Origin of the sequence: Nonomuraea sp. B12E4 (assembly GCF_039871825.1) — a bacterium.
GTDB lineage: Bacteria > Actinomycetota > Actinomycetes > Streptosporangiales > Streptosporangiaceae > Nonomuraea.
The window spans coordinates 1,020,655-1,047,424 of sequence record NZ_JBDPME010000001.1 but is presented as its reverse complement, the minus strand read 5'-3'; the positions used below and the strand labels follow the sequence as shown (position 1 = coordinate 1,047,424).

At 71.5% G+C, this 26,770-nt stretch carries 24 protein-coding genes and 2 pseudogenes; 10 read left to right on the top strand and 16 right to left on the bottom strand.

Annotated features, from left to right (window positions below):
* Nucleotides 1-43 precede the first annotated feature (43 nt).
* From ABGB18_RS04855 to ABGB18_RS04830, 6 genes and pseudogenes are all read right to left on the bottom strand, one after another.
* Entirely contained in the window at nucleotides 44-556 is a 513-nt protein-coding gene (locus ABGB18_RS04855) for an FHA domain-containing protein (protein WP_347694098.1), read from the bottom strand.
* Nucleotides 557-821: 265 nt separating this feature from the next.
* Nucleotides 822-3,318 (bottom strand): annotated as a pseudogene (locus ABGB18_RS04850) (mannose-1-phosphate guanyltransferase).
* 3 nt (nucleotides 3,319-3,321) lie between these two features.
* A complete protein-coding gene (locus tag ABGB18_RS04845) occupies nucleotides 3,322-3,903 on the bottom strand; it encodes a CDP-alcohol phosphatidyltransferase family protein (RefSeq protein WP_347694097.1) in 582 nt (193 codons plus the stop codon).
* 511 nt (nucleotides 3,904-4,414) lie between these two features.
* A complete protein-coding gene (locus tag ABGB18_RS04840) occupies nucleotides 4,415-5,008 on the bottom strand; it encodes a phosphoribosylanthranilate isomerase (protein ID WP_347694096.1) in 594 nt (197 codons plus the stop codon).
* A gap of 123 nt (nucleotides 5,009-5,131) precedes the next feature.
* The gene (locus ABGB18_RS04835; protein WP_347694300.1) at nucleotides 5,132-5,281 is read right to left on the bottom strand and encodes a hypothetical protein; all 150 of its coding nucleotides are present in this window, start codon (nucleotides 5,279-5,281) and stop codon (nucleotides 5,132-5,134) included.
* Nucleotides 5,282-5,597: 316 nt separating this feature from the next.
* Nucleotides 5,598-6,248 (bottom strand): annotated as a pseudogene (locus ABGB18_RS04830) (histidine kinase); the annotation flags it as partial.
* A 1,016-nt stretch (nucleotides 6,249-7,264) separates the two neighbouring features.
* Here ABGB18_RS04830 and ABGB18_RS04825 point away from each other — a divergent pair.
* On the top strand, nucleotides 7,265-7,855 hold the full coding sequence (locus tag ABGB18_RS04825) for a methyltransferase domain-containing protein (RefSeq protein WP_347694095.1): 591 nt from the start codon (nucleotides 7,265-7,267) through the stop codon (nucleotides 7,853-7,855).
* Nucleotides 7,856-7,881: 26 nt separating this feature from the next.
* Entirely contained in the window at nucleotides 7,882-9,063 is a 1,182-nt protein-coding gene (locus ABGB18_RS04820; RefSeq protein ID WP_347694094.1) for an acyl-CoA dehydrogenase family protein, read from the top strand.
* Nucleotides 9,064-9,308: 245 nt separating this feature from the next.
* Here ABGB18_RS04820 and ABGB18_RS04815 read toward each other — a convergent pair whose 3' ends face one another.
* The 4 genes from ABGB18_RS04815 to ABGB18_RS04800 all read right to left on the bottom strand — a co-directional run bounded on the left by ABGB18_RS04815 (nucleotide 9,309) and on the right by ABGB18_RS04800 (nucleotide 12,330).
* Nucleotides 9,309-10,094 carry an enoyl-CoA hydratase/isomerase family protein gene (locus ABGB18_RS04815; protein WP_347694093.1) on the bottom strand — a complete coding sequence of 262 codons (786 nt, stop codon included), beginning with the start codon at nucleotides 10,092-10,094 and terminating at the stop codon, nucleotides 9,309-9,311.
* Nucleotides 10,091-11,008 (bottom strand): alpha/beta hydrolase, encoded by a 918-nt coding sequence (locus ABGB18_RS04810; protein ID WP_347694092.1) that lies wholly within the window; start codon nucleotides 11,006-11,008, stop codon nucleotides 10,091-10,093. The genes ABGB18_RS04815 and ABGB18_RS04810 overlap by 4 nt, the downstream gene beginning before the upstream one ends.
* Nucleotides 11,009-11,017: 9 nt before the next feature.
* Complete coding sequence (locus ABGB18_RS04805) at nucleotides 11,018-11,701, bottom strand: gamma-glutamyl-gamma-aminobutyrate hydrolase family protein (protein WP_347694091.1); 684 nt, start codon at nucleotides 11,699-11,701, stop codon at nucleotides 11,018-11,020.
* A gap of 332 nt (nucleotides 11,702-12,033) precedes the next feature.
* The gene (locus ABGB18_RS04800) at nucleotides 12,034-12,330 is read right to left on the bottom strand and encodes a hypothetical protein (RefSeq protein ID WP_347694090.1); all 297 of its coding nucleotides are present in this window, start codon (nucleotides 12,328-12,330) and stop codon (nucleotides 12,034-12,036) included.
* Nucleotides 12,331-12,842: 512 nt separating this feature from the next.
* Between ABGB18_RS04800 and ABGB18_RS04795 the strand changes: the two genes are divergently transcribed.
* The gene (locus ABGB18_RS04795; RefSeq protein ID WP_347694089.1) at nucleotides 12,843-13,910 is read left to right on the top strand and encodes a globin domain-containing protein; all 1,068 of its coding nucleotides are present in this window, start codon (nucleotides 12,843-12,845) and stop codon (nucleotides 13,908-13,910) included.
* 361 nt (nucleotides 13,911-14,271) lie between these two features.
* Nucleotides 14,272-15,666 carry a sialidase family protein gene (locus ABGB18_RS04790; protein ID WP_347694088.1) on the top strand — a complete coding sequence of 465 codons (1,395 nt, stop codon included), beginning with the start codon at nucleotides 14,272-14,274 and terminating at the stop codon, nucleotides 15,664-15,666.
* A 125-nt stretch (nucleotides 15,667-15,791) separates the two neighbouring features.
* Here the strand turns inward: ABGB18_RS04790 and ABGB18_RS04785 are convergent, their stop codons facing one another.
* Complete coding sequence (locus ABGB18_RS04785; protein WP_347694087.1) at nucleotides 15,792-16,595, bottom strand: helix-turn-helix transcriptional regulator; 804 nt, start codon at nucleotides 16,593-16,595, stop codon at nucleotides 15,792-15,794.
* A gap of 150 nt (nucleotides 16,596-16,745) precedes the next feature.
* Here ABGB18_RS04785 and ABGB18_RS04780 point away from each other — a divergent pair, with 150 nt between their 5' ends.
* Nucleotides 16,746-17,825: an exo-alpha-sialidase gene (locus tag ABGB18_RS04780; RefSeq protein ID WP_347694086.1), complete on the top strand. Its 1,080-nt coding sequence runs from the start codon at nucleotides 16,746-16,748 to the stop codon at nucleotides 17,823-17,825.
* A gap of 3 nt (nucleotides 17,826-17,828) precedes the next feature.
* Nucleotides 17,829-18,137 (top strand): molybdopterin synthase sulfur carrier subunit, encoded by a 309-nt coding sequence (locus tag ABGB18_RS04775; RefSeq protein ID WP_347694085.1) that lies wholly within the window; start codon nucleotides 17,829-17,831, stop codon nucleotides 18,135-18,137.
* Nucleotides 18,138-18,281: 144 nt separating this feature from the next.
* Here ABGB18_RS04775 and thyX read toward each other — a convergent pair whose 3' ends face one another.
* Nucleotides 18,282-19,508, bottom strand: a complete 1,227-nt coding sequence (thyX, locus tag ABGB18_RS04770; protein ID WP_347694084.1) for an FAD-dependent thymidylate synthase — start codon at nucleotides 19,506-19,508, stop codon at nucleotides 18,282-18,284.
* A 99-nt stretch (nucleotides 19,509-19,607) separates the two neighbouring features.
* Here thyX and ABGB18_RS04765 point away from each other — a divergent pair, with 99 nt between their 5' ends.
* Both ABGB18_RS04765 and ABGB18_RS04760 read left to right on the top strand, forming a co-directional pair.
* Nucleotides 19,608-19,958: a DoxX family protein gene (locus ABGB18_RS04765; RefSeq protein ID WP_347694083.1), complete on the top strand. Its 351-nt coding sequence runs from the start codon at nucleotides 19,608-19,610 to the stop codon at nucleotides 19,956-19,958.
* Between the two features lie 16 nt (nucleotides 19,959-19,974).
* Nucleotides 19,975-20,457, top strand: a complete 483-nt coding sequence (locus ABGB18_RS04760; protein WP_347694082.1) for a MarR family transcriptional regulator — start codon at nucleotides 19,975-19,977, stop codon at nucleotides 20,455-20,457.
* A 102-nt stretch (nucleotides 20,458-20,559) separates the two neighbouring features.
* Here ABGB18_RS04760 and ABGB18_RS04755 read toward each other — a convergent pair whose 3' ends face one another.
* Genes ABGB18_RS04755 through ABGB18_RS04740 form a run of 4 tightly spaced genes read right to left on the bottom strand, consistent with a single transcriptional unit; the run spans nucleotide 20,560 to nucleotide 24,493 of the window.
* Complete coding sequence (locus tag ABGB18_RS04755) at nucleotides 20,560-20,946, bottom strand: hypothetical protein (RefSeq protein ID WP_347694081.1); 387 nt, start codon at nucleotides 20,944-20,946, stop codon at nucleotides 20,560-20,562.
* Entirely contained in the window at nucleotides 20,943-21,116 is a 174-nt protein-coding gene (locus ABGB18_RS04750; protein WP_347694080.1) for a hypothetical protein, read from the bottom strand. Before ABGB18_RS04750 ends, ABGB18_RS04755 begins: the two co-directional genes overlap by 4 nt.
* Nucleotides 21,113-22,309 carry an amidohydrolase family protein gene (locus tag ABGB18_RS04745; protein WP_347694079.1) on the bottom strand — a complete coding sequence of 399 codons (1,197 nt, stop codon included), beginning with the start codon at nucleotides 22,307-22,309 and terminating at the stop codon, nucleotides 21,113-21,115. Before ABGB18_RS04745 ends, ABGB18_RS04750 begins: the two co-directional genes overlap by 4 nt.
* A gap of 45 nt (nucleotides 22,310-22,354) precedes the next feature.
* A complete protein-coding gene (locus ABGB18_RS04740; RefSeq protein ID WP_347694078.1) occupies nucleotides 22,355-24,493 on the bottom strand; it encodes an anthranilate synthase component I in 2,139 nt (712 codons plus the stop codon).
* A 272-nt stretch (nucleotides 24,494-24,765) separates the two neighbouring features.
* Between ABGB18_RS04740 and ABGB18_RS04735 the strand changes: the two genes are divergently transcribed.
* Nucleotides 24,766-25,959 carry a cytochrome P450 gene (locus ABGB18_RS04735; RefSeq protein ID WP_347694077.1) on the top strand — a complete coding sequence of 398 codons (1,194 nt, stop codon included), beginning with the start codon at nucleotides 24,766-24,768 and terminating at the stop codon, nucleotides 25,957-25,959.
* 86 nt (nucleotides 25,960-26,045) lie between these two features.
* Nucleotides 26,046-26,642, top strand: a complete 597-nt coding sequence (locus ABGB18_RS04730) for a TetR/AcrR family transcriptional regulator (RefSeq protein WP_347694076.1) — start codon at nucleotides 26,046-26,048, stop codon at nucleotides 26,640-26,642.
* The last annotated feature ends 128 nt before the right edge of the window (nucleotides 26,643-26,770 follow it).

Sequence of the window (26,770 nt, the reverse complement as noted above, 5' to 3'; positions counted from 1 at the left end):
AGCCCCACGAGCTCCTGGGGAGCCACCTGTCCCGCCCCTTCGCTCATGTGCCGGCGTGGGCTCGCATCAGGAAGACCAGACGGAACTTGCCGATCTGCACCTCGTCCCCGGAGTGCAGCGGGACCTCCTCGATGCGCTCCCTGTTGACATAGGTGCCGTTGAGGCTGCCGACGTCACGCACGGAGAACTGGCCGCCGCGGTGGCGGTAGAACTCCACATGGCGGCGGGAGACCGTGATGTCGTCGAGGAAGATGTCGCTCTCCGGGTGGCGCCCGGTCGTGGTCAGCTCCTTGTCGAGCCGGAAGCGACTCCCCTGGTTGGGGCCCCTGGTCACCGTGAGCAGCGCCGAGCCGGGCGGCAGCTGCTCCACGAGCGCCCGCTCGGCCAGGAGCATGTCGCCTGTCTCAGCCTCGTACGCCTCGATTCCCGCCACGGAGATCGTCGATGTGGTGTCCCCGGAGACCTCGGGTCTGGTCAGCGGTGACCCACAGCGGGAACAGAAACGGGCATCCTCGGGGTTGGCGTGCCCGCACTGCGTGCAGTAGACGCTCGGCATCGATCGGCTCGGCCTCCTACCGCGAAGACGCGGCGACGGTGCTCAGGGTCGCGCCTCGCTTCGCTTTTTCAAGTTTGCGAATGCCGCAACTTACGCTGATCAGCGGCAAAGGTCAAGGCGAGGCGCTGCACTTTGGTTTGGACGCAGACAAAGTTACCGTCGCCCCGCCCCGTGGTCCATGCCGCCGCGCGTTTCTACATTACGATCTTGCCGCATTCCGCGCGCGCTGTGTACGAACTCTTTTCCGGTCACGCTGTGTGACGGGTCAGGTGGCGGCCTGCTCCACGATGCGGGCCCAGTGCTCGATCAGGGCCTGGGCCGCGTCCACGTCGGAGGCCTCGGCCCACAGGTCGGTGACGGGCTCGGCGGCGGCGGGCAGCACCAGCACCCAGCTCCCGTCGTCGTGGGCCACGCGCACCCCGTCGGTGGGGTCGATGCGGTGACCCGCGAGCTCGGCCGCCTCGATGACCGAGCGCATGACGGCGCCCTTGGCCGCCCAGGGCGTGGGCACGGTGCGCCTGAGCAGTTTCGCCTCGGGGATCCTGGCGTCGATCTGGCTGAGCGACAGGCGGGTGCGGGCCACCAGCCCGAGCAGGCGTATGAACGCGGCCAGCCCGTCGATGGCGGGGCCGAACTCCGGGGACGAAGCCGCCGCGCCCGTCCGCCGCGAAGATCATGTCGGGGCCGGCGGCGGCCGAGGTGAGGGCGTCGAGCGAGGTGGAGGTCCACTGCACCTGCACGCCGTGGAAGCGGCAGACCTGCTCGGCGACACGGGTGGTGGTGACGGGCAGGGCCACCTGGCCGCCCCGGCGCTCGGCGGCGACCAGGTCGAGCACGACGAGCAGGGCGCGCTCCTCGCTGATGAGCTGGCCCTTCTCGTCCACCAGGGCGATGCGCTCCCCGACCGGGTCGAACCGCACGCCGAACGCCGCCCGCGACGAGCTGACCAGCTCCGACAGGCGTTGCAGGTCGCGGCGGCGCTCGGCCAGCGTCTCGGTGGGCGAGGTGTCGTCGAGGCGGGCGTTGACGGTGAGCACCTCGACGCCGACGCGGCCGAGCAGGGTGGGCAGGACCAGCGAGGAGGTGCCCCCGGCGCAGTCCACGACGACCTTCATGTCCCGGACGTCGTCCACGCCGACGTGGCGCAGCAGCTCGTGGGTGTAGTCCTCGACGGCCCTGGCCGGGTAGGTCAGCTCGGCGATCTCACCGGGGAAGGCGCGGCGGAACTCCTGGCGGGAGAAGACCCGCTCCAGCTTGCGCTGGGCCGCCGGGGTCAGGTCGGCGCCGCGGCCGTCCATGAGGACGATGTCCACGCTCTGCGGGTCTCCCGGGGTGGTGCGCAGCGCGATGCCGCCCCCGGCCGACTCTCTGGCGGTGTGGAAGCGGGCCACCGGCAGCGGGGCGGCCTCCAGGTCGAGCACGTTGATGGCGCCGGCCGTCAGGGCGCCGATGACGGCCCGCTTGAGCGCTCTGGCGGCCAGGGAGCAGTCGCGGGAGGTGACGACGTACTCGCCCTTCTTCAGGGTGGTGGCGTACGCGCTGGCCAGGCGGACGCACAGCTCGGCGGTGATCTCGACGTTGACCAGGCCGCTGATGCCCCGGGGGCCGAACAGGTTGCGCTGGCCGCGCGACTCCCAGATGACGCTGGTGTTGACGACCGCGCCGGCCTCGATGGTCTTGAAGGGGTAGACCTTGACGCCGCTGGAGACGTACGCCTCGGACTCGATGACGCATTCGTCGCCGATGACGGCGTTCTCCTCGATGCGGGCGCCGGCCATGATGTCGGTGCTCTTGCCGATGACGCAGCCGCGCAGGTGGGTGCCGGGGCCGAGGTAGACGTTGTCGTGCACGACGGCGCGGTGCAGGAAGGCGCCCTCGCGGACGACGGCGTTGTTGCCCAGCACGGTGTACTCGCGCAGCGCGGCGCCCGCCTCGACCTTGGCGTAGTCGCCGACCAGCAGGGGGCCCTTGAGCACGGCGTCGGGGTCCACCGCGGCCGAGTCGGCGACCCAGACGCCGGGTGAGACCTCGAAACCGCCGATGTCCAGGGCGACCTTGCCGGACAGGGCGTCGGCCTGGGCCTTGAGGTAGCTGGCGTGAGTGCCGACGTCCTCCCAGTAGCCGTCGGCCACGTAGCCGCAGATGGCGGCGCCGCGGCGGAGCAGGGCGGGGAAGACGTCGGAGGCCCAGTCGACGGGCTCGCCGGTGGCCACGGCGTCGAGGACCTCGGGCTCCATGACGTAGATGCCGGTGTTGACGGTGTCGGAGAAGACCTGGCCCCAGGTGGGCTTCTCCAGGAAGCGCTGAACTCGGTTCTCGTCGTCGAGGATGATGATCCCGAACTCGAGCGGGTTCGGCACGCGTTTCAGACCTATCGTCACAAGGGCCGAATTTTCGCGATGGAAACGGATCATGTCGGATAAGTCGATATCCGTCAGGGCGTCGCCGGAGATCACCAGAAATCGATCATCTTTTAGGCGGTCGGCCGCGTTCTTGACGCTGCCCGCGGTGCCGAGCGGGACCTCCTCCGTGGCGTACTGGAGGCCCATGCCGAGCTCGTCGCCGTCACCGAAGTAGTTGCGTACGAGCGCGGCCAGGAACTGCAGCGTGACCACCGTCTCGGTGACGCCGTGCCGCTTGAGCAGGCGCAGCACGTGTTCCATGATCGGGCGATTGACTACGGGGAGTAGCGGTTTGGGCTGGTTGGCGGTCATGGGACGAAGCCGAGTGCCCTCCCCGCCTGCCATGACGACCGCCTTCACCGATCACTCCTTTTTGGCCGCGGTTACAAGTTGGCGAACCTGTAGCACATACAGGAGTCCCGCCCACCAGTACAGGCCGGTTCCCCAGAGAGCAAACGCCCACCCGACAATTCGTGCTATTTCGGCATACCATCCAGTGTGGGAGGCAAGGAAGAGGAGAGGGAAGGCGTACATGAGATTAAACATGGCCGCCTTGCCCAGGAAATGAACCTGGAGTGCCTTATATCCGTGTTTGCGGAGTACGGGGATGAAACATGCCACGAAGAGTTCACGTCCGAGGATGACCACGACCAGCCACCACGGGATCACGTCGCGCAGCAGCAGCGCCAGGATCGTGGCGAACACGTAGAGCTTGTCGGCCGCGGGGTCGATCACCCGGCCGAGCCTGCTCGTCTGGTTGAAGGCCCGAGCGATCTTCCCGTCCAGCCAGTCGGTGAAACCGGCCACCGCCAGCACCCCGATGGCCCATCCGTCCGCCTTGGGCCCGAGAACCAACCAGAGGAACACTGGGACGCCCAGGAGGCGCAGGAAGCTCAGCAGGTTAGGAACCGTCCAGATCCGGTCCTCGGCGGAAGTTTCGCTCACGGAGCAGACCCTACTGCGTGAAACTCCGCCACAGCGTGCCCGCCGAAACCTCTCCCCACCGACCCCTCCTCCGCCCTGCCCGGCGGCCGAGCCAACTCCGTCTCCCGCCCCGAAGACGGGCCCCCGGCACCCCTCCGCCCCGCCTGTCCCACGCGGCCAGGGCCACGAACCCACCGCGGTCCCACGACGAACCGAAGGTACGAGGCCGCGGCCCCCTCCGCACTCCCACGCATCGCAGGCCCGAGGCGGCGACCGGCAGCATCGGCTCGCGCGATCTCACGCCGCCAGGGCCGGGGACGCGGTGACCGTCCCCGCGCAACCGAAGCCCGCGGACATGTGCCTGCCCGTGCCGGCTGATTCGCGCGCCGGAGCGGGCTGATCGTCGGCGCCGGCCGGCTTGCCCGGGGCGTGGGGTGGGGAGTGCGGCGCCCGTCCGGTGCCGCGTGATGGGGCTCAGCCGTCCCGGGTCGTCCGTCCCGGGTCATCCATCCCGGCGTCACCCGAGCCGGCGTCACCCGAGCCGGCGGACCGTCTTCAGGAAGGCTCTGATGAGGGTCGGGTCCTTTACGCCGGGAGAGGTTTCCACGCCGCTGGAGACGTCGACGCCCCACGGGCCGGCGGCTGCGATCGCCTCCGTCACGTTGGTGGGGGTGAGACCGCCTGCCAGCAGCCAGCGGCCCGATGGCCGGCCGCGGATGGCGGCCCAGTCCCACGGCCGGCCCGAGCCCGCGTGCGGGGCGTCCACGAGGAGCAGATCCTCGTCGTAGGCGCCGCAGCGCAGGTCGGCCTCGGCGTCGACGGCCCTGATCAGGGTCAGGCCGAGGTCCTTGAGCGCGGTGAAGTCGCCGTGCGGGTGCCTGCCGTGCAGCTGCACCGCCCGCACTCCCGACGTCAGCGCCGCCGCCCGCACCGTGTCAGGGTCCTCGCCGCGGAACACGCCCACGGTGAGCACGTGGGCGGGGACCGGCGCGGCCAGCTCCGCCGCCCGCTCGGGGGTCACCCTGCGCGAGCTCCGGGTCATGACGAACCCGATGGCGTCGGCACCCGCCTCGACGGCGGCGGCCACGTGCTCGGGCTCGCTCAACCCGCAGATCTTCACATACACCCTTCAGACCTTAGCGGGCAACAAGCGTGTTTCTCTCCCCCCTGCCGGCAGGCGTGAGCGGCCCCGGGCTCGGGGCGGCGGCTGGGCTCAGGGCGGTGGTCCAGGATCAGGGCGGTGCTGGGGTCAGGGGTGGATTCTGGGTGGGTGGATGGGGCGGAAGGCGGCGTCGACGAGGCCGGCGCGGTGGGCGACGACCGCGGCCTGGATGCGGTTGCGCAGGCCCGGCTTCTCCATGGCGGCCGCGATGTGGGTCTTGACCGTCGTGACGCCCACCTGCAGCTCCTCGGCGATGGTGCTGACCACGTTCGCCGACGACGCCGACGTCTACGCCTCCCTGCGTGCCGGGGCGGTCGGCTTCCTGGTCAAGGACGACGAGCCGGAGCGGATGGTGGAGGCCGTACGCAAGGCGGCGGCGGGGGAGCAACTGCTGGCGCCGTCGGTGTTGCGCCGGGTCGTGGAACGCTTCCTGGCGGCCGAGGAGCAGGCCGCCGTGCCCGCCTCGCCCGCCGGGCTGACCGAGCGCGAGCGGGAGGTGCTCGCCCTGGTCGGCACCGGCCTGTCCAACGCGGAGATTGAGCCGCCAGCCGCCCTCGCCGTCGGGGCCGGCGGTGAGGGTGCCGCCGAGGGCGCGGACCCGCTCGCGCATGCCGGCCAGGCCGTTGCCGGAGGAGGGCAGGCGTTCGATGACGGTGGGCGGCCGGCCGTTGCGGATCTCCACCGACAGCCCGTCGCCGGCGCGGGTGACGTCGACGCTGACCCGGGTGCCGGGGCCGGCGTGTTTGAGCACGTTGGTGAGCCCTTCCTGGACGATGCGGGCGGCCGAGGCCCGGGCGATCAGCGGGGCCTGGTCGGTGGCGGGGTCGAGGGCGAGCTCCACCTCCAGGCCGGCGGCGGTCATGCGCTCGGCGGCCTCGCGTACGACGTCGGCGGGGTTGGCCAGCAGGCCGGGCCGGCGGTCGGGGTCGCGTACCAGGTCGAGCAGGCCGCGCAGGTCCTCCAGGACCTGGTGGCCGGTGCGGCGGATGTCGTCGAGCGCCTCGGCCACGGGCCCGTCGGGGGCGGCGTAGCGGGCGGCGCCGGCCCGCAGCACCATGGCGCCGACGTGGTGGGCCACGATGTCGTGCACGTCGCGGGCGATGCGCTCGCGCTCGGCGAGCTGGTCGGCCCGCACCTGCGCGACCGCCGCCCGGGCGGACTCCTCGGGGCGGGCCCGCTCGGCGGCCGCGGCGGCCTGCCGCATGCCGAGGTAGCGGCCGATCGCGATGGGCGTGGCCACCAGCGTCATCAGCACGCCCACCCGGAACGGGGTGACGTCGGTGGCGGGCCCGACCACGGCGATCGAGGTCAGCAGGCAGCCGGTGAGGTAGGCGGCCAGCGTCCACGGCCAGGAGCCCACCCGCATGGCGAACACGCCGACCGCGATCAGGGTCAGGATCACGCAGGTGTTGACGACCTCGTTCAGATAGGTGTCGGCGGCCACCAGCAGCACGCCCTGCAGCAGGAACACCAGCCCGGGCAGCCGCCTGGCGACGCCCAGTGACAGGCCGCCCACGACGGCCAGCAGCCCGATCAGCCAGACCGGCTGGGAGCTGTCGTGCCAGGAGGTCCAGGTGCTGAGCACGGTGATCGCCACGCCGCCGGCCGCGAGCAGCGCGTCCGGGGTGGCGTCGCGCTCGTCCAGCCGCGCCGCCGAACTGCGCAGGTATGCGCCGATCACGGCGGGAAAGACCGCCGGCAAAGCGGAGTACGCCCAGGCGTTCTTGGTGAGCGCGACGCCGGGGTCGGCTATGTTGAGCGCGGTGGCGGCGACGGTGACGGCCACGGCGGCGGCACTGGCCCGCAGGCGGGAGCGGTAGCCGGTCACGGCGAGCGCCACGCAGACGAGGATCTGCGCGGTGTTGGAGGTGAACGACCCGAGCTGGTCGCTGAGGACGAGGAAGGCGGCCAGGTAAAGGGTGACGGGCACCGGCCAGCGCCGTACGAACCCCATGGGCAGGCCCACGAGCAGCGCCATCGGGATGTTCATCGCGGCGGGCAGATATTCGGTGTCGCCCGCGTGCGCCGTCGTCAGCAGGTCCATGCCCACGCCCGAGGCCGCGAACAGGACATCCAGCGGAATACCGCGCCATGAACCCACGGTATCCATCCGGCGTGACGGCCCGATCCTCCGCGCGGAGGACCCCGCCTCCTCCAAGTGGCCGGAGGTCCGGCTCATTGGCGGAGCGAGTTGGACTTATATCCCCCTATGTTTGTTCCATGCCGAACGACACCGGTTTGCTTCTTGGCCAGTTCCTGCGGGCTCCCGCCACCATCGGCGCGGTCGCGCCCAGCTCGCGCCGGCTCGCCTCCGCGGTCTGCGCGCCGATCCCCGAGCGGGGCGAGCCCACCGTGGTCGAACTGGGCCCCGGCACGGGCGCGTTCACCGCGGAGATCCAGCAGCGGCTGGCCGGGCGGGGCCACCACCTGGCCGTGGAGCTCAACGAGCCGATGGCGGCCCTGCTGGCCGAGCGTTTCCCCGAGGTGGACGTGGTGAACGCCGACGCGAAGCAACTCGGCGAGTTGCTCGGCCAGCGCGGGCTTCCCCAGGCGGACGTGGTGGTGAGCGGCCTGCCGTGGGCGGCCTTCCCCCTGGAGGCGCAGCGCGACCTGCTGGCGGCGGTGACGTCGGCGATGACCCACGGGGCCGCGTTCACGACGTTCTCGTACGTGCACGCCATCCCGCTCAACTCGGCCCGGCGGTTCCGGGCGATGCTGGCCGAGCGGTTCGAGGAAGTGGTCGCGGGGCGTACGGTGTGGCGCAACACGCCGCCGGCCTTCGTCTTCCACGCGCGTAGACCTCGACCCTGATCAGAACGCGATTCTACGATGGCGTGATGGACTTCTCCCTTCCCGAGAGCGCCCTGGCCGTCCAGCGCGGCATCAGTGACGTCTGTTCCCGTTACGACCTGGCCTACTGGCAGCGGTGCGAGACCGGGAAGCGCTGGCCGGAGGAGGTCTGGGAGGAACTGGCCGAGGGCGGCTGGCTGGGCCTCGCGGTGCCCGAGGAGCACGGCGGGGGCGGTCAGGGGCTGCTGGAGCTGGCGGTCGCGACCGAGACCCTGGCGGCCTCGGGCGCGGCGGGCGGCTCGGCGTTCACGTACGTGCTGACGCCCGGCTTCGGCGCTCTCACCCTCGCCCGGCACGGCACCGCCGAGCAGCGGGCCGCGCTGCTGCCCCCGCTGGCCGCGGGCGAGGTGGAGACCTGCTTCGCGCTGACCGAGCCGGACGCCGGCTCCAACTCGCTGGCGATCACCACGTCGGCCCGGCGCGACGGGGACGACTACGTGATCAGGGGGCAGAAGATCTGGATCACCGGCGTGCAGCGGGCCACCTGGATGCTGCTGGTGACCAGGACCGTGCCGGCCGCCGAGGCGAGCCCGCGCACGCACGGGCTGACGGTGTTCCTGGTGAACGTGCCCGCGGCGGTCTCCGCCGGCACGCTGTCCTACCGGCCGATCCCCAAGCTGGGCGCCAACACCACGCCGTCGAACATGGTCTTCCTCGACGACGTACGGGTGCCCGCCTCGGACGTCGTCGGCGAGGTGGACGGCGGCGCGGCCGTGCTGTGGGACATCCTGAACCCCGAGCGGATCCTGCTGGCCGCCTCCGCGCTGGGCGGGGCCGAGGTGGCGCTGCGGGTGGCCGTCGACTACGCCAGGTCACGCGAGGTGTTCGGCCGCCCGATCGGCGCCAACCAGGCCATCGCCTTCCCCCTGGCGCAGGTCAAGGCCAAGATCGAGCTCACCCGCCTGATGATCTACAAGGCCGCCTGGTCCTTCGACCAGCGCCTGCCGTGTGGCACCGAGGCCAACATCGCCAAGCTGACCGCCTCGCAGGCCGCCTGGGAAGCGGCCGACGCCGCGTTCCAGACGTACGGCGGGATGGCGTACTCGCTCGAATATCCGGTGGCCAGGCTGCTGGCGGACGCCCGGATCGGCAAGGTCGCACCTGTGACCGAGGAGCTTCTGCTCAACTACCTCGCGACGCAGGTGCTGAGGCTGCCACGCAGCTTCTGACCGCGTCGGGGGGATTGAAATGATCTCCTCCTTCGCTGCCGGGTGGACGGCCGCCGGGCGCGCCGGAGGAGCCTCTGCTTCGTCCCCCGGAGCAACGTTCTCGGCCTCGGCGAACAGGCCCCCGACGGCGCGGCCGGGAGGCCGGCCACTGCGTCTGTGCCTCTGCACGCCGCCTACCCACGCCGGGGCGCCGCACACCACCCGTCACTCGCGCCCAGCCTTACGGCCGTTCTCTGGTCGGGGGCTCAGGCGCCGTCGAACGACGGCGGGCGTTTCTCCCGCAGGGCGCGTACGCCCTCGGCCACGTCGGGGCCGGTGAACCCGAGGAACTCCATGGCCAGGGACGCGTCGAAGGCCGGCCCGGCCAGGCGCAACCAGTTGTTGAGCGAGTATTTGGTGAGCCTGATCGCCTCCTGGGCGCCCGCGGCGAGCCGGACGGCGATCTCCATGGCCTTGTCGTGCACCTGGTCGTCGTCCACGCACAGGCTGACCAGGCCCATCCGCTCGGCCTGCTCGCCGGTGACGGGCTCGCACAGCAGCAGGTGGTATTTGGCCTTGGCCAGCCCGCACAGCAGCGGCCACACGATCGCGGCGTGGTCGCCGGCCGCGACGCCGAGCCTGGTGTGGCCGTCGATGATCCGCGCGGTGCGCCCGGCGACGGAGATGTCGGCGAGCAGCGCCACGGCCAGTCCGGCGCCGACGGCGGGGCCCTGGATGGCCGAGACGATGGGCTTGGAGCAGTTGAGCACGTTGTAGACGATGTCGCGGGCCTCGGCGAACACGCGCAGCCTGGTGGCGTGGTCGCGCATCATCTCCTCGATCATGGACAGGTCGCCGCCGGCCGAGAACGCCCGGCCCTCGCCCCGCACGAGGACGGCCCTGACGGCCTCGTCGCGGTCGGCGTCGCGCCAGATCTCGCCCAGCTCGCGGTGGGCCGTGGTGTCCACGGCGTTGAGCCTGGCCGGCTCGCTGATCGTGACCCGCAGCACCCCTTCGGCCGGGGTGTCGAGCTTGAGCTTGTCGTAGGTCACCACGACTCCCGCAGCCGTCCCGCCACGTAGTCGCGGGCCTGCCCGGCCTGGTCGAACAGGCCGGGCAGGCCGAAGAAGCCGTGCAGGGCGCCGTCGTATCGGCGGCTGTCCACCGGCACGCCCGCCTCCGCCAGCCGCCGGGCGTAGTGCTCGCCCTCGTCTCTCAGCACGTCGTATTCGGCCGTCACGACGGTCGCGGGCGCCAGGCCCGTCACGTCCGGCAGCCGCAGCGGGGACAGCCGCGGGTCGGCCCGGTCGGCGGTCCGCGCGTATTGCGCGGCGAACCACGCCATCTCCTCGCCGCCGAGCACGAACCCGCGGCCGAACTCCTCGTAGCTGGGCGTGTCCAGGGCCAGGTCGAGCACCGGGCAGACGAGCGCCTGGTGGGTCAGCCGCAGTCCGGCGTCGCGCGCCTGCCAGGCCGCCACGGCGGCCAGGTTGCCGCCCGCGCTCTCGCCGATCACCGCCACGCCGCCGTCGCTCTGGTAGAAGGCGGGCCGGGCGAAGAGGTCGCGCACGACCGTCCACGCGTCGTCGGCGGCGGCCGGGAACGGGTCCTCGGGGGCGAGCCGGTAGCCGACGGACACGACCACCGCCCCGGTGCGGATCGCCAGGTCCCGGGCGAGCGCGTCGGCGCGCTTGACGCTGCCGTAGACCCAGCCGCCCCCGTGGAAGTAGACCACGACCGGCAGCCGGCCGTCGCCGGGATCGGCCCGGTAGATCCGGATGGGCACGCCCTCGGCCAGCTCGTCCCGGACGAAGGGCAGCTTGGTCAGCGGGCCGCGGTGGATCGCGACGGGATCGGCCTGCGCGCGCGTCTCCCGGATCGCGTCCAGGCCGATCGCGTCGAAATCGGTCTCCTCGTCCGGCAGGTAGCGGGCGAGGTAGTCCCGCGCCTGAGGATGCAGCGGCATGATCGCAGCCTATCGGGCCGCCTCGATGAACGCATCGAAGAGCCGATGGTCGTCCCGCTCCGGATGCCACTGCACGCCCACACCGAAGCGGTGGCCCTGCAGCTCGACGCCCTCCACGATCTGGTCCTCGGCCCAGGCCACGGCCAGCAGGCCGCTGCCGAGGCGGCGTACGGACTGGTGGTGCGGGGCGGTGACCTCGACCCGGTCGCCGACGGCCTTGCCGAGCTTGCTGGACACGCTGACCTGGATCGTGTGCGGCGTGCCCGACTCGGCGTGCCGGCCGCTGTCGAGCACCTCGGGCAGCCAGGGGATCAGCGTGCCGCCCTGGGCGACGTTGAGCACGTGCATGCCCCGGGCGATGGCCAGGATCGGCACGTCGGCCCGGACGGCAGCCCTGGCCAGGGCCAGCTCGAACCGGTCGCGGTGCACCTGCGGCTCGGAGACCCTGGCGTCCCGCTCACCGTTGTACGCGGCGGCGGCCACCTCCACGCCGCCGGCCAGGACGATGCCCCGCAGGCCGCGGACGTAGTCCTCGATCGCGTTGAGGCTGAGCGGCGGCAGCACCACGGGCGCGCCCCCGGCCCGCCCGACCGCCCTGGCGTAGGCGGGTGGCGACAAGACGGCCTCGCGTACCCAGTCGCTCCAGCGGGCGGCCTCGAAGTAGGCGGTGATTCCGATCAGTGGTCGGGACATTCGATCTCCAGGGGCATGGCGGAGTTCTTGCCGCCATCAGCCGGTCCCGGTGACGGCCACATGCCCCATCATGGCGCACTCCCTTTCCGATATGTCACCCGTCCCCAAGATCCCCGGCTTTCGGCCGGTATCTCACCCTCGGATGCGAGGGCACTGGGATCGGTCCAGGTGGGATGGCCACACGCGCCCGGACACCGGGCCACCAGGCGCTCCGGGGCGGCCCGCCGGGAAGCCCTTTCAGAGACTCCGGCGGGGGTGTCCAGCGCTCCGGGACGACCCGCCGGGAAGCCCTATCAGAGACTCCGGCGGGGGTGTCCAGCGCGTCGCGGGGGTCAGGGAAGGCGGGCGGTGGTTTCGGTGATGAGCTGGGTGAGGATCGAGGCCGCGCCGGGGTGGGTGTCGAGGAGGACGTCCAGGCGGGCGCGCCACGCCCCCACCTCCTCGTACGCCACCTCGGCATCCGCCTCCGCCCGCAGGCGCAGCCGCGTCTCGCAGAGCTGGAGCTGGTACATGATCCCGAGGTAGTGGCCCACGCTGTCGCTGAGCCACCAGTAGGCGTCCGTGCTCGCGGCGCCGACGAAGATCCGGGCGCCTTCCCAGGCCACGCGCCTGGGGTGAAGGACGGCCATGGCCGGATCGTACGCCCACCGGCCGATCACGGAAATGAGCCGGACCGGAAGGGAGCCGTTCGGCGGCCGTATCCAGGGCCCCGGTGCGGGTGCCCGGTGCGGGTGCCCGCGGGGGCGGCCGGTCTCCTGCGGGACGGCGGGTCGCCGAGATCACGGGGTTTCCGACCCGGGAGCCTCTTCCGTTTCAGGTTGCCCTCAAAAAGCGAATATGACTTATCTTCGTATTTTTCAGTTGAAAATGCATTCACTTTGGACGCGGAGAATCACGAAACCATTACTGATAGTTCGGCTTCGCGCCGTATTGCGGTAAATCGGTTGTGGCACCTCAGAGGTGGTGTAACACTCACTTTCGAACGCGGAAGCCGAGCCGGGGCCTGGCCCGCGTTCACGACCCGGAACCGTCAGGGAGGTGAACGGCACGACCGGAGTCGCACTTCCGGTCCTAGGGGTGGGGTTGGTATATGTCGTTGAATCCGCGCCTGGTAAAAGAGAGTTTCTCTCTCGTCGAGCCGGTGGCCGAGCAGGCTACTGCCTATTTCTACGGCCGGCTCTTCGCTGAGAATCCGTATCTGCGAGGCATGTTCCCGCCCGCCATGAACGTCCAGCGCGACCGCCTCTTCAAGGCGCTGACCCGGATCGTGTGGAGCCTGGACAGCCCCGGCAGCCTGGCGGCCTTCCTGGGCCAGCTCGGCAGGGACCACCGCAAGTACGGCGTACTGGCCGAGCACTACACGGCCGTCGGCAACGCCCTGCTGGCCACCATCCGCCGCTTCGCGGCCGACGTGTGGGACCACGAGATCGAGGCGGCCTGGGTGTCCGCGTACACGGCCGCCGCCAATCTCATGATCGAGTCGGCCGAGTCGGACGCCGGGGTCTCCCCCGCCTGGTGGCTGGCCGAGGTCATCGACCACGAGCGGCGCCACCGCGACATCGCGGTCATCACGCTGCGGCCGACGCAGCGGCTGCCGTACACGGCGGGACAGTACGTCAGCGTGCAGAGCTCGCGCTGGCCGAGGGTCTGGCGGACGTACTCGATCGCGAACGCCCCGCGCCGGGACAACACGATCCGGCTGCACGTGCGCTCGGTCCCCGGCGGCTGGGTGTCGACCGCGCTGATCGGCCACACCCGCGTCGGCGACACGATCATGCTGGGGCCGCCGATGGGCACGATGACGCCGGACGAGCACAGCGTGCGCGACGTGCTGTGCGTCGCGGGCGGCACGGGCCTGGCACCGCTGAAGGCGATCATCGAGTCCATCGTCGCCTCCGGCCGCCGCCCGACCATCCACCTGCTGGTCGGCGCGCGCACGGCCGACGAGCTGTACGACCTGCCCGACCTGATCAGGATGGAGTCGTCGTTCCCCTGGCTGAGGGTGTTGCCGGTGGTGTCGGACCAGCCGTCGTACGACGGGATGCGCGGCAGCCTGCCCGAGGTCGCGCAGCGCTTCCACTCCTGGGCCGAGCACGACGTCTACGTGTGCGGCCCGACCGCCATGGTCAACGAGACGGTACGCCGCCTGCAGATGGACGGCGTGCCCCTGTCGCGCATCCACCGGGACATCGTCCAGGGCGAACGGTGACCATTTGACCGGGATGTACGCATCAGGTCGCGCCGGACGACCGGTCAGGCGCGGCCCGGCGCGCACTGACCGGTGCCCGGCCCGCCAGTCCACCGGAGACGGACGAGGCCGGGCGGGGACGGCGGGGCCTTGGTGCCGCCCAGGGAACGTGGTGCGGCGCTGTCGCGGAACGGATCGGGCGACGACCTGGGGATCTTCTCCGGGCGGAGGTCCGTCTTCTGATCAGGTGGTTGACAGCGGGGGATGGAGGGTGCCTTGTTGAAGGTGACACGCCCTGTGGAGGTTGCCCGTGCCATCCCCCGCCAGGCGCCGAGGAATCGGCGGCTTACTGATCGTATCGGCCGTCGTCACCGCGGCATCGTTGCTCGTCTCCACCCCCGCAGCGGCCACCGTCACCGTCGATGACGCCGCGCCCGTGCCGCTGACCGAGCTCGGGGCGGACGCCTACGCCAACGCCACCAGCCAGCACGGCACGCAGGCCGGCCCGGACACCTTCCAGTCGGGCACGACCATCGTGGTCGCGCAGCAGGCCGGCCGGTTCTTCGACGGAGGGGCGTCCGGCGTCGCGTTCGCCGCCTCCCCCGACAACGGGGCCACCTGGACGAGGGGGGTGCTGCCGGGGATCACCGGGTTCAGCGGAGGGCCGTACCAGCGGGTGAGCGGCCCGTCGGTGGCCTACGACGCCCGGCACGGCGTCTGGCTGATCTCATCCCTGGCGATGACCGGCACCGGCGGGTCCGCCGTACTCACCAGCCGGTCCGCCGACGGCGGCCTGACCTGGGGCGCGCCGGTCACGACCGCCGTCGCGGGGACGGGCGACCTGGACAAGAGCTGGATCGCCTGCGACAACACCCCGGCCAGCCCGTTCTACGGCCGCTGCCACGTGACCTTCGACGACAACGGCGCGGGCAACGCGATCAGGATGGCCCGCTCGTCCGACGGCGGCCTCACCTGGACCGTGACCGGCACCTCGGCCTCCGGGCTCGGCGGGCAGCCGGTGGTGCGGCCCGACGGCACGGTCGTGGTGCCGTACCTGAGCAACGCCCGCGAGATCCGCTCCTTCCGCTCCCGTGACGGCGGCGCCACCTGGAGCGCCTCCGTGCTGGTCGCGGAGGTGCAGCGGCACACCGTCGCGGGCGGGCTGCGGGCCACGCCGCTGCCGTCGGCGGAGACGGACGCGGCCGGGAACGTCTACCTCGCCTGGCACGACTGCCGCTTCCAGTACGGCTGTACCGGCAACGACATCGTGCTGAGCAAGTCCGCCACCGGGGCCGCCTGGGACGACGTGCTGCGGGTCACGGACGACGGCGGCGACCACTTCATCCCCGGCCTCGGCGTCGACCGCGCCAGCTCCGGCGCCACGGCCCGGCTCGCCCTGACCTACTACCGCTACCCGGAGGCCGCCTGCACCGCCTCGACCTGCCGCCTGACCGTCGGCTTCCGGTCCTCCACCAACGCCGGCGCGAGCTGGTCGGCGCCCCGCGAGTTACACGGCCCGATGGCGCCGGACTGGCTCGCGAACACCACGCAGGGCCGCATGGTCGGCGACTACATCTCCACCTCGGTCGTGCCCGGCGGCAACGCGTTCCCGGCGTTCACGGCCGCGGCGGCACCCACCGGCGGGGCGTTCGACATGCGCACCTACACCGTCACGGGCGGCCTGCCGATCACGGACGGCGGCATCGCCACGCTGTCCGTCGAGGCGCCCATCGCGAGCGGCGAGCCCGGCCACGACCTGCCCCTGACCGCCCGATAGAACCCTGACCGCCCGTCAGAACCCCAGGCCCCGCCAGCACCCCAGCCCGCCCTTCACCCCACCGCCAGCACCGCAGCCCGCCCGGTAGAGCGCCGGAGAGCACCGGTCAGAGCCCCGGTCGCCGGTCAGGGCTTCGTGAACGCGGCGGCGGTCTCCTCGTCGCTGGGCCAGAACGTCTCGATGGCCAGCTCGGACACCGTCACGTCCACCGGCGTGCCGAACGTCGCGATCGTCGTGAACATCGACAGCACCCGGTCGCCGGCCGCGATCCGCAACGGCACCAGGATGTCGGCGGGCCCCGGCACGTGCGCCACGTTCAGATCCACCCCCGGATACGTGTACGACGCCAACTCGTCGTACAGCTCCGCCAGCCGCCCGTCGCCCGACATCTCGGACTGCCTGCGCAACTGGTACAGCAGGTGGGCCCGGACCTCCGCCAGGTTGAGCAGCCGCCCGCCCATCGCCGCCGGATGCAGCGACAGCCGCATCACGTTGATCGGCTCCTCCAGCAGCTCGGCCGGCACCCCCTCCATGAACATGGCGGCCGCCGCGTTGGCCGCCACCAGATTCCACACCGCGTCCACCACGACCGCCGGATACGGCTCGTGCCCGGCCAGGATCTTGTCCAGTGCCTGCCTGACAACCTGCATCTCGGGGGCGCGCACCTCACGCTCGGGATAGAGCGGCGCGAAGCCGGCCGACACCAGCAGCCTGTTGCGGTGCCGCAGCGGCACCCCCAGCTCCTCGGCCAGCTTCATCACCATCTCGCGGCTCGGCCGGGCGCGCCCGGTCTCCAGGAAACTGATATGACGGGCCGAAACGTCGGCCTCGATGCCCAGGTCCAGTTGGCTCACCCGGCGGCGCTGCCGCCACCCGCGCAACAACTCGCCGAAGGACTCATCTCGTGCCGCTATCGCTGCCGCTCCCATGCCCGGCAACCTACCGGCTGCGGGGAAGGGTCACGATTACCCCTCGGGTAATGCGGGCCGGAGGGCGGAGCATGGGGCGAATCTCCCAGTCTTCGGCGACTGTCGGTGCCGCGTGGCACGATGGCGGCAAGCGAACATGGGAGCGATGCTATGAGTGAGGCAATGCTCGCGATCGGCACGCGCAAGGGCCTGTTCCTGGGCCGCTCGGCGGACGGCGGACCGTTCGAGATCGAGCCGATCCAGTTCTCCACGGTCGCGGTGCCTTCGGTCGCGATCGACACGCGCGGCACCACACCCCGGCTGCTGGCGGGCATCGAATACGGCCATTTCGGGCCGTCCGTGATGTATTCGGACGACCTCGGCAAGTCCTGGGAGGAGGCGCCGCAGCCGCCCATCGCCTTCCCGGAGAAGACGGGGGCGACGCTGGCCAAGGTCTGGCAGCTCACCCCGTCGCCGTCGGAGCCCGGCGTGGTGTGGGCGGGCGTCGAGCCCGGCGCGCTGTTCCGCTCCGAGGACGGGGGGATCACCTACCGGCTCGTCGAGAGCCTGTGGGAGCACCCGCACCGCGAGCAGTGGCAGCCGGGCGGCGGCGGCCTGTGCCTGCACACGATCGTCAACCACCCCACCGACCCCGCGATCATGGGAGTCGCGATCTCCGCCGGCGGCTTCTACCGCACCACCGACGGCGGCCGATCCTGGACCGCCGCCAACCACAACATCCGCGCCCCCTTCCTGCCTGAGGGTCAGCAATACCCGGAGTTCGGGCATTGCGTGCACAAGGTCGGCATGGACCCGGCCCGGCCCGAGCGGCTCTATCTCCAGCACCACTTCGGCGTCTACCGCAGTGACGACTTCGGCGGGAGCTGGCAGGACATCGGCTCCAGCCTGCCGTCGGACTTCGGCTTCCCGATCGTGGCGCACCCGTCGCGGCCCGGCACGATCTATGTGCTGCCGCTGCGGGCCGACATCGACCGCACCCCGGTCGACCACCTCTACCGGATCTACCGCAGCGACGACGCGGGCGACACGTGGCAGCCGTTCTCGTCGGGGCTGGCCACCGGGCCCGTGCACGCCTCCGTGCTGCGCGATGCGATGACCGCCTCGGCGGCGGGGGTGTTCTTCGGCACGCGCGACGGGGAGGTCTACGGCTCGCGCGACGACGGTGAGACCTGGTCCCTGGTCGGCCGGCACCTGCCTGACGTGCTCACCGTGCGCGCGGCGGTGCTCTAGTCGATGACGAAGCCGGTGATGATGGTCGTGTTCGTGCTGCCCAACTCGCTGCGGCGGTGGGTCAGCGGGCGGACGGAGGTCAAGGTCTTCGCCGTGGGCGCCGACCGCGACTCCCCGCCCACGCTGGGCTCGGCCCTGGACATGCTCCGGCGTACGCATCCGCTGCTGGAGGAGCGGCTGCGGGACGAGTACGGGCGCATCCGCCGCCACATCAGCATGATCGTGTGCGGCGAGAACGCCCGCGGCCTCGGCGGCCTGGACTGCGCCCTGCCGCCGGGGGCCGAGGTCTACGTGCTCCCGGCACTCGCCTGAGCACCTCTCACCAGTCGGCCGGGGGCCGCGGGCACGCCGCGGCGACCGGCCTGATACGCCAGACTCATTCTAGTTCTCCGGTCCCCCTCGCTGGTCACCTCATCCTGAAACCAGGCGGCACTGACAGTCCAGGGCACTGAATGCTCAAGGGCAAACGCGCCCATTCGCCTCGAAAGCCTCATGAGTCAGCGGCATGAGCTCGGCCCACAACGCCTCCATCTTCTCGGCTACCATCTCGATCTCCCGCTGGGGGAACGACGGGAACGTGGAGTCCTCGCGCTTGGTCCGGAGCGACAGGAAATTCATCAAGGCGCGAGCGTTGCACGTGGCATACATCGAGGAGTAGAGGGCGACTGGAAGCACGGTGCGGGCCACTTCGCGAGCGACTCCGGCTTCGAGCATTTCCAGGTAGGCACGATAGGACTGCCGGCAACTCTCCCGAGTCGCCTCGGCGACCAGTTTGTGCTGCTCGGCGGTGCCGTCCTTGAACACGTATTTTCCGGGCTTGCCCTCTTGTACGAGTTTGCGGTCAGGCCCTGGCACATAGAAAACCGGAACAAGCTTCCGGTACCTTCCTGATTCCTCGTTGTAGGAGAAGGTGCGGTGCCGCATGAACTCCCGGAAAACGAAGATCGGCGCGCTGACGTAGAAGGTCATGGACGAATGCTCGAACGGCGTCCCATGCCTGTCCCTCATCAGGAAGTTGATGAGACCCTTGGAGCGCTGAGGGTCGGCCTCGATCTCGGCCAGAGAGCTTTCGCCCTTGGTGGAGACTCGCGCGGCCCACAGCACGTCGGCATCCGATGCGGCCGACTTGACCAGCTCCACGTCCATGTCGCTACGAAACTTGACATCGATCTCGGGATCGACAGTGCCCACGGAGAGCCCCCGCTCGGGTTGGGTATGTTGTGACGGCTCAAGCAAACCAGCTCGCCCAGCTCGGCGCGAGTCGGCACCCGGCGCAGCGTCGCCCCTGCTCATCTGGATCGGCCGCCGCCGGCTCGGGAGCCTAACGGTCCCCACGGCCGCCGGATCGGGCGACACCCAGGCCGACGCCCTGCGAACGGCCGAGCGAGTCGGCGCTCGCCGTGCCCTCGCGAGAAGGCACGGCGAGCGCCTCGCCAGGTCGTGCACGACGGGCGTGGTGTGCACCTGGCCGTCCGCGACGGTCCGCAACGGCACCAGGTCGGCCGGGTCGAGGTGGAAGCGCGGGTCGGCCAGGTGCGCCTTGGCCGCCGCGACCGGATCCCCGGCCGGTGCGGGCTCGGCCAGGCCGCTCACCTCGGCAGGCGCCCGTGTGCCCGCGCGCGCCTGCACGTCGGGCTGCGCCGGGTCGTCGGCCGCCGCGGTTCCGGGAAGGGCCAGCGCCATGGATAACGCGATGGCCGCGAGAGTGATTGGGGCGCCAGGACACAACACCGCCAAGTGGGTCTACGGTGGGGGCCTGCCAGATACTTGAAAGGTCAAGCTATGAACGCGTTCCTGTGGGTGCTCCAGATCCTGCTCGCCGTCGCCTTCGTCGGGTCGGGCGGGGCGAAGCTCTCCCAGCCCAAGGACCGGCTGCGGCCACACATGCCGTTCGTCGAGGAGTACGGCCAGGCTCAGGTCAGGGCCATCGGCGCGGTGGAGGTGCTGGGCGGGGTGGGCGTGGTGCTGCCCTGGCTCACCGGCATCGCCCCCGTGCTCACCCCGCTCGCCGCCGCCGGTCTCGGCATCACCATGATCCTCGCGGCGGCCGTGCACCGGAGGCGGAAGGAGAGCATCGCGGTTAATCTGGTCCTGCTGGCGGTGGCGGTCATCGTCGCGGTGGGACGCTTCTGACCCCTGGAGGGGTTCGTTGGTCGAAGGGCTCGGCGAGGACGAGCGGCGCGCGTGGCAGGGCCTGCTCGCGGTCATGCTCGTCGGCATCCCGCAGGTGGAGCGCACGTTCCGGGCGCACGGCCTCGTCCACGTCGAATACGGCCTGCTCACCGCGCTGGCCTCGAGCCCGCTGCGGCTGAGCGACCTGGCGACCGTGGGCAACGTCTCGATCAGCCGGCTCAGCCACCGGGTGAGCAAGCTCGTGGAGCGGGGCTACGTACGGCTGCGCCCGGACGCCAGCGACGGCCGGGCCAGCGTCGCCGAGATCACCCCGGCGGGGCGGGCGGTCATCGCCGCCATCGCCCCGGACCACACGCGCGCGCTGCGCGAGGTCCTGTTCGACCACCTGACCCCGGAGCAGACGGCCGCCCTGGCGGAGGCCATGCAGGTGGTCGGCACCCGGCTCGGCGCCTGCATGGACGGCCGTCCCCACTCCGCACGCGAGACCCCCACCTGCTGACCGGCCGTCCCCACTTCACACGCGAAGCCAGCCGCCTGCCGAGCAGCGCGTCCCCACTCCGCACGCGAAGCCCTCACCTGCTGAGCAGGCGTCCGGGGGCCGTCAGGTGATGTCGCGGCGGAGGGTGGTGGACCAGGCGAGGGCCGCGAAGAGCAGGGCGTAGGCGAGCAGGACGAGGGCGCCCGCCCAGGCCGGCAGCAGGTACGACAGGTCCACCCCGAGGCCGGCCCCCGAGTTCGTGACGGCCGCGGCGGCCCCCGCGGGCGTCCACCTGCCCACCGGCTGCAGCGCCGGAATCGCGTTGACCAGCGACTCCACCAGCAGCACCCAGACGATGACCGCGACGATCGCGCCCACCTGGTTCTTGATCAGCGCCCCGACGCCGAACCCGAACAGCGTGTAGAGCGCCAGCACGGCCAGCACGCCGATCGCGATCCGGGCGATCGTCGCGGTGAAGGTCACGTCTCCGCCCGCGATCAGCGCGGTCATCGCCGTCGCGCCCCGGTCAGCAGCAGCACCGCCAGCCCGAGCAGGATGCCCACCCGTTTGCCCGCCACGTCGGCCAGGCCGACCCGCTCCAGCGCCTCCCCGGCCCGCGCCAGAGGCAGGCGCGCGGCCGTGCACGGCACCCGCAGATGGTTGGACAAGGAGGAGTTCACAGGCGATATATCCGCCGGGCATTTCCCGAGCCGATCATGTGGGCCACCCGGGCCGCGTCGGCGGCGCTCCATTCCCCCGCGCCGAGCCGGGCGGCCAGCGCCCCACCGAGCGCGCGCCGGAAGGACAGCGCGCCCAGGTAGGCGGACTCCGCCACGCCGTGACCGCCGGAGCTGAACAGCTGCTTGTGGAACGGCGCCAGCGCGAGCAGCTCGTCCACGACCGTGGCCGTCACCCCGGCGGTGTGCGGGACCGCGAGGCCGACGTCGACGTAGACGTTCGGGTAGAGGCCGGCCAGGTGGGCGGCCTGGCGGTGGTAGGGGTAGCAGTGCAGCAGGATCACCGGCACGCCGACGGGTTGCAGCGCCTTGACGATCTCGTTCAGCCCCGCCGGGTCGGCGCGGCCCGGCCCGGCGCCGCCGAAGCCGGTGTGGAACTGCACGGGCAGCCCCCGCTCCCTGGCCACGTCGATCGCGCACCACAGCAGGTGGCGCAGCAGGATCTGGTCCGTGGGCGGTTCCCCGGGCTCGTCCAGCCGCCGGTTGACGGCCGCGATCACCGAGCCCCGGCTCGGCCGGGACGGGTCGAGGTCGAGGCCGCACAGGCGGCCCATGATGGTCTTGAGCCCGACCGCCCTGGCGGCCCGGACGGTCAGCTCCTCACCGAGGTCGTCCAGGTAGTCCACGGCGAGCTGGGCCGAGGTGGCCACGCCGCCTTCGATCTGCTCGATGCGTACCAGCTCGTCGGCCGCCGCGCCGCCGTGCCGGCCCATCTCCGCGGCGCTCAGCAGCACGGGCTCGGCCGGGGCGGCGGACGGCCCCGTGGCAGACGGCCCCGTGGCGGACCGCGCCGTGTCTGACTGCGCCGTGTCGACCAGGAAGGCCACCACGCCCGCGCCCGCCAGCATCCGCCGGTTGACCTCGGCCGCGCCCAGCTCGGCCCGGCGGGCGAGGTAGACGGCGGGCGGCGCGTGCGGCTCCAGGTCCAGCAGCGGCGCGCACCAGCGGCGCAGCGACACCCCGAACGGCGTGTCGAAGTGGGTGGTGCCGGGCGGGGCCGGGCTGCCGCCCCCGCTGATGAGCAGCTCGAACTGGGCCCTGGCCAGGTCGTCGCGCCGTACCCCGTGACAGTGGTGGTCGACGAGCGGGGCGAGCAGCGCGTCACGCACCGTGTCGGGAAGGTCTACGGGGAGCATGCGGAGACTCTAGGGGAGCCCCGCACGCCCCCGCGGCCCTTTTACCTACCTACGAGAGAGCCGCAGCACGTTCGCGATGATTTTCGCGCCCGCGCCGCCCTCCTGGGTCAGAATGGACTCCGGGTGGAACTGCACGGCGAACCGCCGCCGCTCGACGTCCTCGATGGCCATGACGTTGCCGTCGGGCGTGAGCGCGGTCGGGGTGAAGCCGACCACGCCGGGCCGCTTGGCGTGCAGCGAGTGATAGCGGGCGGCGGTGAACTCCTCGGGCAGCCCGTCGAGCAGCGCGCTGCCGCCCAGCCGGGAGACCCGGCCGCGCTTGCCGTGCTCGGGATGGTCGAGCAGCTCCAGCGTGCCGCCCGCCTGCTCGACCATCGCCTGCAGGCCCAGGCAGACGCCGAACACCGGCAGGTCGCGGGCGTAGATCTCGTCGATCAGCTTCGACATGCCGAAGTCGGTCGGCCAGCCGGGGCCCGGCGAGAGCACCACGAGGTCGGGCGCGATCTCGTCGATCAGGTGTGCCGGGAAGCCGTGGCGCAGCGTCACCACGTCAGCGCCCTCCTGCCGGAAATAGTCGGCCAGGGTGTTGACGAAGGAGTCCTCGTGGTCGACGAGCAGCACCTTCATGCCCAGGCCCGGCTGCGGCCGGCGCTCGGGGGCGGGCACCGAGCCCGGCTGGTTGACCGCGGACAGGGCGCCGAGCAGGGCGCTGGCCTTGAGCTCGGTCTCCCGTTCCTCCGACTCGGGGTCGGAGTCGAACAGCAGCGTGGCCCCGGCCCTGACGGTCGCCACGCCGTCCCTGATCTGGGCGGTACGCAGGGTCAGGCCGGTGTTCATGGACCCGTCGAAGCCGATGAAGCCGATGGCGCCGCCGTACCACCGGCGGGTGGTGGCCTCGTGGTCCTCGATGAACTGCATGGCCCACGTCTTGGGCGCGCCGGTCACGGTGACGGCCCACATGTGGGTGAGGAAGGCGTCGAGCGCGTCGAACTCGGGGCGCAGCCGGCCCTCGATGTGGTCGACGGTGTGGATCAGCCGGGAGTAGAGCTCGATCTGGCGGCGGCCGATGACCTTGACCGTGCCCGGCACGCAGATGCGCGACTTGTCGTTGCGGTCGACGTCGGTGCACATGGTCAGCTCCGACTCCTCCTTGACGCTGGACAGGAGGGTACGGATGGCCTCGGCGTCCTCGACCGGGTTGCTGCCGCGGGCGATGGTGCCGGAGATGGGGCAGGTCTCGACGCGGTCGCCGCTCACCCTGACGTACATCTCGGGCGAGGCGCCCACCAGGTGCTCGCCCTGGCCGAGGTTGATGATGAACTCGTACGGGGCCGGGTTGCTCTGGCGCAGGCCGCGGTAGAAGGCGGCCGGGTCGGTGCAGGTGGCGTGGAAGACCTGGCCGGGCACGACCTCGAACAGGTCGCCGCGCTTGAACCGCTCCTTGGCGGCGGCGACGACCTTGGCGTATTCGCCCTTCGGCGGGTTGGACGGCAGCTCGCCGGGGGTGATGGGCGGGGTGCTCTGGCCGGTCCGGTCCAGGCCGCGGGTGGTGGCGCGGTCGACGGTGAACTCGTAGCGGTATTCGACGCAGGTCTCGCGCTGCCGGTCGATCACGACCAGCCGGTCGGGCAGGTGCAGCACGAGGTCGCGCTGGTCGTCGGGGCGGGCCAATTCCTGCCTGATGGGTTCGAACTGGAAGGCCAGGTCGTAACCGAAGGCGCCGTAGAGCCCCAGGTGCGGGTCGTCGCCCTTGAACACCGCGATGACCTCCCGGATCGCGGTGAACACCGTGGGCCGGCGGCTGCGCATCTCCTCCGGCAGCAGGTCGCCCGCCTGGTTGCTCGACTCGGGGACGTGCACCTCCACCCGGTCGGGGGTGGGCTCGGCGACCGGCTTGCCCGCGGCCAGCAGGCAGGAGGCGACGGCGGGCAGCACGACCCGGCCGCGCTCGTTGAGCGCCGTCGCCGAGATGACGCGCCCCCTGGCGACCAGCTCCAGGCACGGATCGACGTAGCCGAAGGCCCATCGGCTGTAGCGGCCCGGGTAGTCCATGCCGGAGGAGAAGGCGCCCCCGCGCCGCTCGCCCAGGGCCGTCACGATCTCTTCGAGCGCCGCCTCGTCCACGTCGCGCGCCTCGCGCTCGACGCCGATGCCCCCGGCGGTGGTATATCCGCGCGTCTCCACTTGCTGCCCCTTACCTGCGTCAGATGCTCAGGCCCCGGGGCGAACAGAAGAATGGCCGCCATCCGGGGCGGCCGTCCGTTGAGGAATGCGAAACACGCGCCGCCTAGGAGCGGCGCCACCACTGGAGCTGAGCGTGATTTCGCATGCGCTCAGGCTATCCGCCCGTCCATGATCGCGCAACGCGAACCGCCGCCCACCACCCCCCCATATTTCAATACAGAGCTGCTCTGTATCATTTCTTGCCGCACCTCCGATCGGCAAGGAGACCCGAGATGACGGACACAGGGGCGATCCCGCTCCCCACACTGCGCCCCACCCCGTTCGACCCGCCCACCGAGCTCGCCGAGCTGCGCGAGAGCCGGCCCGTCACCCCGCTGGCCTACGCGGACGGCCACCAGGGGTGGCTGGTGACCAGCCACGCCCTGGCCCGCGACGTGCTCGCCGACCGGCGCTTCAGCACCCGGTCCGAGCTGCTGCACCACCCCGTCGCCATGCCGGGACAGGGACCCGCCCGGCCCGCGCCGCCCGGGATGTTCCTGTCGATGGACCCGCCCCGGCACACCCGCTACCGCCACCTGCTCACCGGCGAGTTCACCGTGCGCCGGATGCGCCGGCTCGGCGACCGCATCGAGGAGGTCACGGGCACGTTCCTGGACGCCATGGAGCGGCAGGGCCCGACCGCGGACCTGGTGGAGGCGTTCGCGGCGCCGATCCCGGCCGTGGTGATCTGCGAACTGCTCGGCGTGGCCGCCGAGGACCAGAAGCGCTTCCTGGACGAGTCCGCCGCGCTGCTGCGGCCGGGCAACTCCCACGAGGAGACGATGGCCGCCTTCGTCGCGATGCAAGGGCACATGATGGAGCTGATCCAGGCCCGGCGCGTGACGCCCACCAACGACGTGCTCGGCGGCCTGGCCAGGAGCGACCTGACCGACGAGGAGCTGGCCAACATCGGGTTCACGCTGCTGGGCGCCGGGCTCGACACCACGGCCAACATGCTGGCCCTGGGCACGTTCGCGCTGCTCACCCATCCGGACCAGCTCGCCGTGCTGCGCGCCGCGCCGGAGCGGATCGAGCAGGTGGTGGAGGAGCTGCTGCGCTTCCTCGGCATCATCCCCTTCCTCATCCGCACCGCGCTGGAGGACGTCGAGCTGGGCGGCGAGCTGGTCAGGGCGGGGCAGACGGTCACCGTCTCACTCCCGGCCGCCAACCGCGACCCCGGCCGCTTCCCCAGCCCGGACACCCTCGACCTGGGCCGGACGGGCGGCAGCCACCTGGGTTTCGGCCACGGCGTGCACCAGTGCCTCGGGCAGCAGCTCGCCAGGGTCGAGATGCGGGCGGCCTTCCCCGCGCTGTTCGCCAGGTTCCCGTCGCTGCGGCTGGCCGTGGCGCCCGACGAGGTGCCGCTGCGGACCGACATGGCCATCTACGGCGTCCACCGCCTCCCCGTCACCTGGGACGCGCGGTAGGGCCATCCGGACGAGGAGAGGGCCGTCCCGCGACTCCATAGAATCTGCGGGACGGCCCGAACGACCCGGGGAGTGACCCGACGCACATGGACAGGACCGACCCGGCGCCCGCGCCCCGCCCGGCCGGCCGGCCGCGCAGCCAGGAGGCGGACCTCGCCATCATGACGGCCGCGCTCGACCTGCTCATCGAGGTGGGCGCCGTGCAGCTCAGCATCGAGCAGGTCGCCAGGCGGGCGGGCGTGACGCGGGCGACGGTCTACCGCAGGTTCGCCGGCAAGACCGAGCTGCTGGCGCGGACGCTGGAGTGGGCCAACCACGACCACAACCCGGCCTTCGTCGGCTGGCGCGACGTGGAGCACATGGTCGGCGACATCGCGACCTACCTGACGGACCCGCGCCACCGCAGGCTGCTGCGCCGCCTCTACGGCTCCGTCGACGACTACCCGGAGCTGCTGGCCACCTACCGGAAGGTCAACGGCGGGCGCCGCGCCGCGTTGGTGCGCCAGACGTTGTGCCAGGCCCAGGAGCTCGGGCGACTGGCACCGGACGCCGATGTGGACGTGACCCAGGAGATCCTCTCCGCCGCGGTGCTCGCCCACATCGGCACCCGCCCGGACGGGGAGAGCACGGAGGAGATCAAGGCGTATCTTCTGCGGATCCTGGAGGCAGTCGGCTATCGCTAGAAAAGTCGGCATTTCCGCTGACCAGATTACATTTCCGTCGGCTGAGTAACGTTTCGCGCCACCTCTTGCAATCCCCACAAGATCTCTTCACCCTTCTCGACAGAGGCGTAAAGATCACCTCTTCACAT